The organism is Pseudomonas mangrovi, assembly GCF_003052585.1.
Lineage (GTDB): Bacteria > Pseudomonadota > Gammaproteobacteria > Pseudomonadales > Pseudomonadaceae > Aquipseudomonas > Aquipseudomonas mangrovi.
The window spans coordinates 69912-76133 of record NZ_QASN01000003.1; the positions used below are offsets into that span (position 1 = coordinate 69912).

Annotated in this window: 7 protein-coding genes; 2 read left to right on the top strand and 5 right to left on the bottom strand. The window is 66.8% G+C overall.

Annotation, left to right across the window (positions count from 1 at the left end; all coding sequences use genetic code 11):
• Window positions 1–277: 277 nt before the first annotated feature.
• Entirely contained in the window at window positions 278–1003 is a 726-nt protein-coding gene (locus DBO85_RS02750) for a response regulator (protein ID WP_108105078.1), read from the top strand.
• Window positions 1004–1028: 25 nt separating this feature from the next.
• Window positions 1029–2633 carry an ATP-binding protein gene (locus tag DBO85_RS02755; RefSeq protein WP_108105080.1) on the top strand — a complete coding sequence of 535 codons (1605 nt, stop codon included), beginning with the start codon at window positions 1029–1031 and terminating at the stop codon, window positions 2631–2633.
• A 181-nt stretch (window positions 2634–2814) separates the two neighbouring features.
• On the opposite strand, the gene DBO85_RS02760 is transcribed toward DBO85_RS02755, so the two are convergent.
• The 5 genes from DBO85_RS02760 to folX form a co-directional block, all read right to left on the bottom strand.
• On the bottom strand, window positions 2815–3540 hold the full coding sequence (locus tag DBO85_RS02760; protein ID WP_407681439.1) for a 4'-phosphopantetheinyl transferase family protein: 726 nt from the start codon (window positions 3538–3540) through the stop codon (window positions 2815–2817).
• A gap of 615 nt (window positions 3541–4155) precedes the next feature.
• Complete coding sequence (locus DBO85_RS02765) at window positions 4156–4590, bottom strand: PAS domain-containing protein (RefSeq protein ID WP_108105084.1); 435 nt, start codon at window positions 4588–4590, stop codon at window positions 4156–4158.
• 202 nt (window positions 4591–4792) lie between these two features.
• A complete protein-coding gene (locus DBO85_RS02770) occupies window positions 4793–5320 on the bottom strand; it encodes a DUF3833 domain-containing protein (RefSeq protein WP_108105086.1) in 528 nt (175 codons plus the stop codon).
• Between the two features lie 19 nt (window positions 5321–5339).
• On the bottom strand, window positions 5340–5876 hold the full coding sequence (locus DBO85_RS02775; protein WP_108105088.1) for a chalcone isomerase family protein: 537 nt from the start codon (window positions 5874–5876) through the stop codon (window positions 5340–5342).
• 10 nt (window positions 5877–5886) lie between these two features.
• Window positions 5887–6222 (bottom strand): dihydroneopterin triphosphate 2'-epimerase (gene folX, locus DBO85_RS02780; RefSeq protein ID WP_108105090.1); only part of this gene is annotated, 336 nt, incomplete at its 5' end.

Here is a 6222-nt window from a genome sequence, read left to right on the forward strand (position 1 = left end):
TGATCTGTGCATGCCTGGCGCAGAGCGCGAGCGGGCGCGCTCTGGCGGGGGATGGCCACCGGGGTGAGAAAATTTACCAGGTGGTCGGTTTTTTCCGACGACTACATATAGTGCTGATGCCGGCCCTGGACAGTGACCGGCCGGACAGACTTGGCCCATGTGCGCTGTGGCGTGCTCGCAGCCGGCACCGGTACGCGCCGGAGCGTGCTGGCACTGCGCCGGCTGCGGTCGATTGCTACAATGCCGGCCCCCAAGCAATGCCAAGCAGGAGTACGTCGTGGAGCAGGAATCCTGGCAGGTGCTGATCGTCGAGGATGACGAGCGTCTGGCCGAACTGACCCGTGAATACCTCGAAAGCAATGGCCTGAGCGTCGCCATCGAGTCCGACGGCGCGGCGGCAGCGGCGCGGATCCTCGCCGAGCGCCCGGCGCTGGTGGTGCTCGACCTGATGCTGCCCGGCGAGGATGGGCTGTCGATCTGCCGCAAGGTGCGCAGCGGCGGTTACGAGGGGCCGATCATGATGCTCACCGCACGTACCGACGAGATGGACCAGGTGCTCGGCCTCGAGCTGGGTGCCGACGATTACGTGCTCAAGCCGGTGCGCCCGCGTGTGCTGCTGGCGCGTATCCGCGCCTTGCTGCGGCGGCGCGAGGGGGTTGCCGACGCGCCGGAAGATCGCCAGCGCCTGGAGTTCGGCCCGCTGGTGATCGACCGGTCGATGCGCGAGGCCTGGCTGGCCGAGCGCAGCATCGAGCTGACCGGCGCCGAGTTCGACCTGCTCTGGCTGCTGGCCTCCAACGCCGGGCGCATTCTCTCCCGCGAGGAGATCTTCACCTCGCTGCGCGGCATCGGCTACGACGGCCAGGACCGCTCGATCGACGTGCGCGTCTCGCGCATCCGTCCCAAGATCGGCGACGATCCGATGCACCCGCGGCTGATCAAGACGGTGCGCAGCAAGGGTTACCTGTTCGTCCGCGAGGCCCTGGAATCGGCGCGGCCATGACTGCCCTGGCGGCGGAGATTTTCACGTGAACTCGATCTTCCTGCGCATCTACGGCGGCATGCTCGCGGCCCTGGTGCTGGTGGCCATGCTCGGCGCCGGCGCGGTGGAAATGGTCAACGAGAAGCGTACCCACCAGCACCGCGAGCGACTGGCCAACGGTACCTTCCGGCTGATGGCGGACAACCTCGAACACCAGAGCCCGATCGAGCGCCGCCGCGCGCTGGTGCTCTGGGGCCGGTTGCTCGGCCTGCAGCTGGAGTTGCACCCGCTGGAAATCCTCGGCCTGGACAGCACCACGCGCAATCGCCTGTTCGCCGGCCAGATCGCGGTGCGCGAGCTGGGGGCGCATTCGGTGCGGGTCTACGCGCTGGTGAGCGAGACGGAAAAACTGGTGCTGACCAGTGACGTCGAGCAGATCAGCGAGCAGCTCGCCCGCGCCACGATCTATCTGCTGATCGACGAGCTGGTGCGCTACCCGCGTGACGAGCAGCCGGCGCGCCTGGCGGAGCTGAAGCAGGACAAGGGCTTCGGCTTCGACCTGCGCCTGGTGACGCTACAGGAGGCCAATCTCGACCAGGATCAGCGTCGCCGCGTGGAAGACGGCGACACCGTGATGGCGCTGGGCCGTGGCGGCGATGCGGTGCACGTGTTCGCCGGCATCGCCGGCACGCCCTGGGTGCTGGAGCTCGGCCCGCTGTACCAGATGAATCCTTATCCGCCGCAGGTGCTGATCCTGATCGGTGTGCTCGGCCTGACCCTGATCGGGCTGATCGTGTATCTGCTGGTGCGCCAGCTGGAGCGGCGCCTGGCGGCGCTGGAGAAAGCCGCCACGCGCATTTCCCGTGGTCGCCTGGAGGTGCGCGCACCGGTCGACTCGGCTGACTCGGTGGGGCGCCTGGCGCTGGCCTTCAACGCCATGACCGAACATCTGCAACGCTCGCTGGGCATCCAGCGCGAGATGGTTCGCGCGGTGTCGCATGAGCTGCGCACGCCGGTGGCGCGGCTGCGCTTCGGCCTGGAGATGCTCGGTGATGCCGAGAGCGATACGGCGCGCGACAAGTACATGACCGGCATGGACAACGACATCCAGGAGCTCGACCGCCTGCTCGACGAGATGCTCACCTACGCGCGGCTGGAGCAGGGCGCGCCGGCGCTGGACTTCCAGCCGGTGGATCTGAATGCGCTGATCGATCAGGTGATGGTGGAGCTGGCACCGCTGCGCGCCCAGGTCAATTTGCTGCGCGGCGAGTACAGCGATCCGCCCGGCGCCCTCGCGGTGCTCACCGAGGCCGAGCCGCGCTACCTGCAGCGGGCGCTGCAGAACCTGGTCAGCAACGCCCTGCGGCATGCCGAGTCGCGGGTCTGGGTCAGTTGCTGGGTCGGCCCGAAGCGCTGCCGGCTGACGGTGGAAGACGACGGCCCCGGCGTGCCGGAAGAGGATCGCGAGCGGATCTTCCGACCCTTCATTCGCCTGGATGACAGCCGTACCCGTGCGTCCGGCGGGCACGGACTGGGCCTGTCGATCGTGCGGCGGATCATCTACTGGCACAACGGAAAGATCGAGGTCTCGCGCAGCGCGGCACTCGGCGGCGCCAGTTTCAGCCTGGTCTGGCCGCGGCAGCAGCAGTAGCTGCGCGGCGAGCGTTCGATAGGGAGCGCCTGGTTGGGGACGCCTAGTCGGGGACGTCTGGTTGGGGATGTCCAGTCGGGGACGCCTAGTCGGGGACGCCCAGTCGGGATCATCCTGGCCAGGCTTGCAGCGGGGTTGATTTCAGCGCCGCCAGACCGAGCGCAGTGTGCCCAGAGGCTTGCTAACGCGCGGCGGGTATCGCCACCAGGCTGAGCAGACGCTCATCGAAGCAGGCGAACTGGCCGTCGAGCAGGGCGCCGCTACGCCAGTCGGTACTCAGGTCGATCAGCAGTCTCAGCCGCGCGTTACCACTGGCGTCATGCTCGAGCAGCTCGGCGTCGTGGAAATAGAAGCGTCGACCGACCAGCGGATAGAGCGCCTTGAACAGGCTCTCCTTGATCGAGAAGGTCAGGGTGATCGCCTGGGCGCGTTCGATTTCGTCCAGTCCGTCCAGGCGGCGCAGCTCGTCGGCGCTGAGGATCTCACCCTGCAGCCGCTCGGCGCGCGCTGGCGGCAGCAGGGTTTCGATGTCCAGCCCCAGCCCCTGGATGCGCTGGGCCGGCGCTACCACGGCCAGGGCACGACCCTGGCCATGGGTAATCGAACCGACCACCCCGCCGGGCCACTGCGGCGCGCCATCCTCACCGACCGCCGGCACTCCGGGTTCGCCGCGGAGCTGCACCAGTGCCTCGCGGGCGCAGATGCGCCCGGCGAGGAACTCGCTCTGGCGCTTGGCCACGCCGCGCGCCGGCGCAATCCCGGCGAGGGCGAACTGCTCCTCGTGCCAGAGCGCCGGATCGAACCGGCTGCTGACCATGCAGGCGCCGTCGAGCCGGGTCGGCAACAACCAGGCGTGGCTCGGCGCGCTGCAGCAGGGGGGAATGTAGGAGGCGGACATGCCGCGCATTCTGCCGCGCAGCTGGAGCAAGAGCCAGTCGCACGCCCGTTTACATTTCTTTGCAAACGGCCAACAAAGCTAAACCCTAAAGACAGCGCGCCTTTGGCAGACTGGCCGTGCGTTTTCCTTGGGGAACGCAGGTGAGGTTGTAGTTAGATCCCCGGCTTCAGGTGGCCGGATTCTAAATTTTCGAACGGGGACCCCTTGGTTCCCGTTTTTTTATGCCTGCGATTTGGCATGTCACCAGAGCGGCTGTATCGGCGGGGCTCGTCGCACTGGCCGCTACTCCGCCTGCTGGGCCTCGCGACGCTCGGCGCCAGCCTACGGTGAGGAACGCAGCGATGATTGTCGTAGGTTGGGCCGTGAGGCCCAACGCGGGGATCAGCTGCGTTCGGTCTTGAGCGTTTCGATGGTTCCCACGCTCCGGCGTGGGAACCTGACTCCGGGGACGCCCCACAGACGCGGAGCGTGGGAACGATCATTTGGTATGGCGGCTGCGGTGTTGGCAGGTTTCGGTGCGCTTGCCGCTACTCCGTCTGCTGGGCCTCGCGGCGCTCGGCGCCAGCCTACGGTGCGGGGCAGGGCGATGGGCGTAGGTTGGGCCGCAAGGCCCAACAAGAGGGGTCAGCTGCGCTCGGCCTTGAGGGCGGCGAGTTCGGCTTCGAGCTGTTCCACGCGGGTGAGGGCGTCGACCTCGGCGGTGACGTCCTTCTGGATGCCGATGAAGTAGGTCAGCTGATCCGCTTCGTTGAACACCGGGGTGATCGACAGTTCGTTCCAGAAGGCGCTGCCGTCCTTGCGGTAGTTGCGGATGATCTGCCGGCACGGCAGCTGTTTGCGTACCGCCTCGCGGATGGCGGCAAGGCCCGCCTGGTCGCGGTCGTCACCCTGCAGGAAGCGGCAGTCCTGGTAGAGGATGTCGTCGGCGCTGTAGCCGGTCAGGCGTTCGAAGGCCGGGTTGGCGTAGATCAGGATGTTGTCGTCGCCTTCCTGTTCCGCCACCACGATGCCGTCGTTGGAGGCTTCTATCACCAGTTGCAGCAGCTTGGCGTTGATCATGCGCGAGAGGTCTCTGGGCCGATGTCGCGGCATTCTAGCAGGCCGATGAAAAACTACCCGCGTTGCCGCAGCCTGGTTGAAAGCAGGCGCGGACTGCTTGTTTACAATTCGTGAATTTCCGCCGTGTCGCCGTCTCTGCCGCCGAGCATCTTGCCCGATTGATTCGCCCGCTGCCGGAGCACGCGGGCGCGTCCTGCGCCGCTCAGGGTGTGCTCTTGCGGAAGAACAGGGTGATCTGCCCGACTTCCACGCCGAACTTGCTCATGAACGAGCGGTTGGCCAGGGTCTGCTCGTCGATCAGGTACATCCAGTCGTCGAGGGTGACCTCGTACTCGCTGTCATCGACCGGCAGGCGCAGCACATAGCGCCAGCGCAGGGCGTTGCCGGCAACCTCGCCGACGGCCTCGCCGACCACATCGCCGGCGGTGCCGCGCCAGCGACCCTCGCCATCCGGGGTGATGGTCCAGACCCGCTGCTGGGTGGTGCCGTCGCTGAAGACGAAGCGCTCGTCGAGGATCAGCTTGTCACCCTCGCTGTGACCGTCGATGACCACATGGAAGCGTTTCACTACCAGGCCCGAGCGTTTCTGGAACATGCCCCAGGCCTCGACGCGGCCATCGAAGTATTCGCGCAGATCCAGCGGCGGCGACTCCTTGGCGTAGTCCTGGATATCGACATTGCCGCAGCTGGCGAGCAGCAGGCAGCAGAGCAGGGCGAGGGGTCTGATCATGGCGGTTCTCCGGTTGGGCTCAGCGCAGGCCGAGCAGACGGGCACGCAGGCCGCGGTCGCGGCTGCGCGGGTCGAGCCAGATGGCGAAGAAGGCGCGGGCGAACTGCGCGTCGCGTACTTCGTGTTGCAGACGCTCGCCGACGTAGAAGCGCGCGCCCTCGCCAGGCAGGAATACCCCGGTGATGCGCTGGCCCGGCTCGACGTCGACGAAGGCCTGGTTCATCTGCGTCTGCCAGTCGAGCAATTGCGCCTCGCTGATCGACGCGTCGGCCAGGCGGCGCAGTTCATCCATGCTGGTTTCAACAAGTGCGTCGCGGCTGATGCTGCGGTGATAGGTCAGCTCCAGGGCAAAGGCCTTCTGTGGATCGAAGTCGGCAGCGGCGCTCCACAGGCGCGCGTCGTAGATACGCAGGCCGAAGTAGCGCAGGGTGCCTTCACCGACCAGCTCGGCGGCAGGCAGTTGCTCGCGCCAGCTGGCCTGCGCCTGGACCGGCCAGCTCAGCAGGGTTGCCAGCAGCAGGCTGGCGGCTGTCACGGCTGAAGATTGCAGGTGCATGGGCGGCTCCTCAGCGATGGCCGGTGAGGGTGATCGATACCGATTCGGCGAAACGCAGGGCGTGCGGCTTGTCGACCTCGACCTCGGCGTAGCGCACCTGCGGATGGGCCATCACCAGATCGAGGATTTCCTGGGTCAGCCGCTCGAGCAGGGCGAAGCGGTTCTCCTCGACGTGGCGGATGATCGCCTTGGTGATGGTTCGGTAGTTCAGCGCGTGCTGGATGTCGTTGACCTCCACCGCGGTGGAGGCGGGATAGAGGATGGTCAGGTTGATCAGCACGTCCTGCTTGTTGCGGATCTCGTCCTCGTTGATGCCGATGAAGGTGCGCAGGCGCAGGTCCTTGAC

What these genes read in the sequence shown, in the direction of transcription:
- DBO85_RS02765 (WP_108105084.1), bottom strand. Translation starts at nt 4,590, where the DNA reads ATGATCAACGCCAAGCTGCTGCAACTGGTGATAGAAGCCTCCAACGAC.
- DBO85_RS02770 (WP_108105086.1), bottom strand. Translation starts at nt 5,320, where the DNA reads ATGATCAGACCCCTCGCCCTGCTCTGCTGCCTGCTGCTCGCCAGCTGC.
- DBO85_RS02760 (WP_407681439.1), bottom strand. Translation starts at nt 3,540, where the DNA reads ATGCGCGGCATGTCCGCCTCCTACATTCCCCCCTGCTGCAGCGCGCCG.
- DBO85_RS02775 (WP_108105088.1), bottom strand. Translation starts at nt 5,876, where the DNA reads ATGCACCTGCAATCTTCAGCCGTGACAGCCGCCAGCCTGCTGCTGGCA.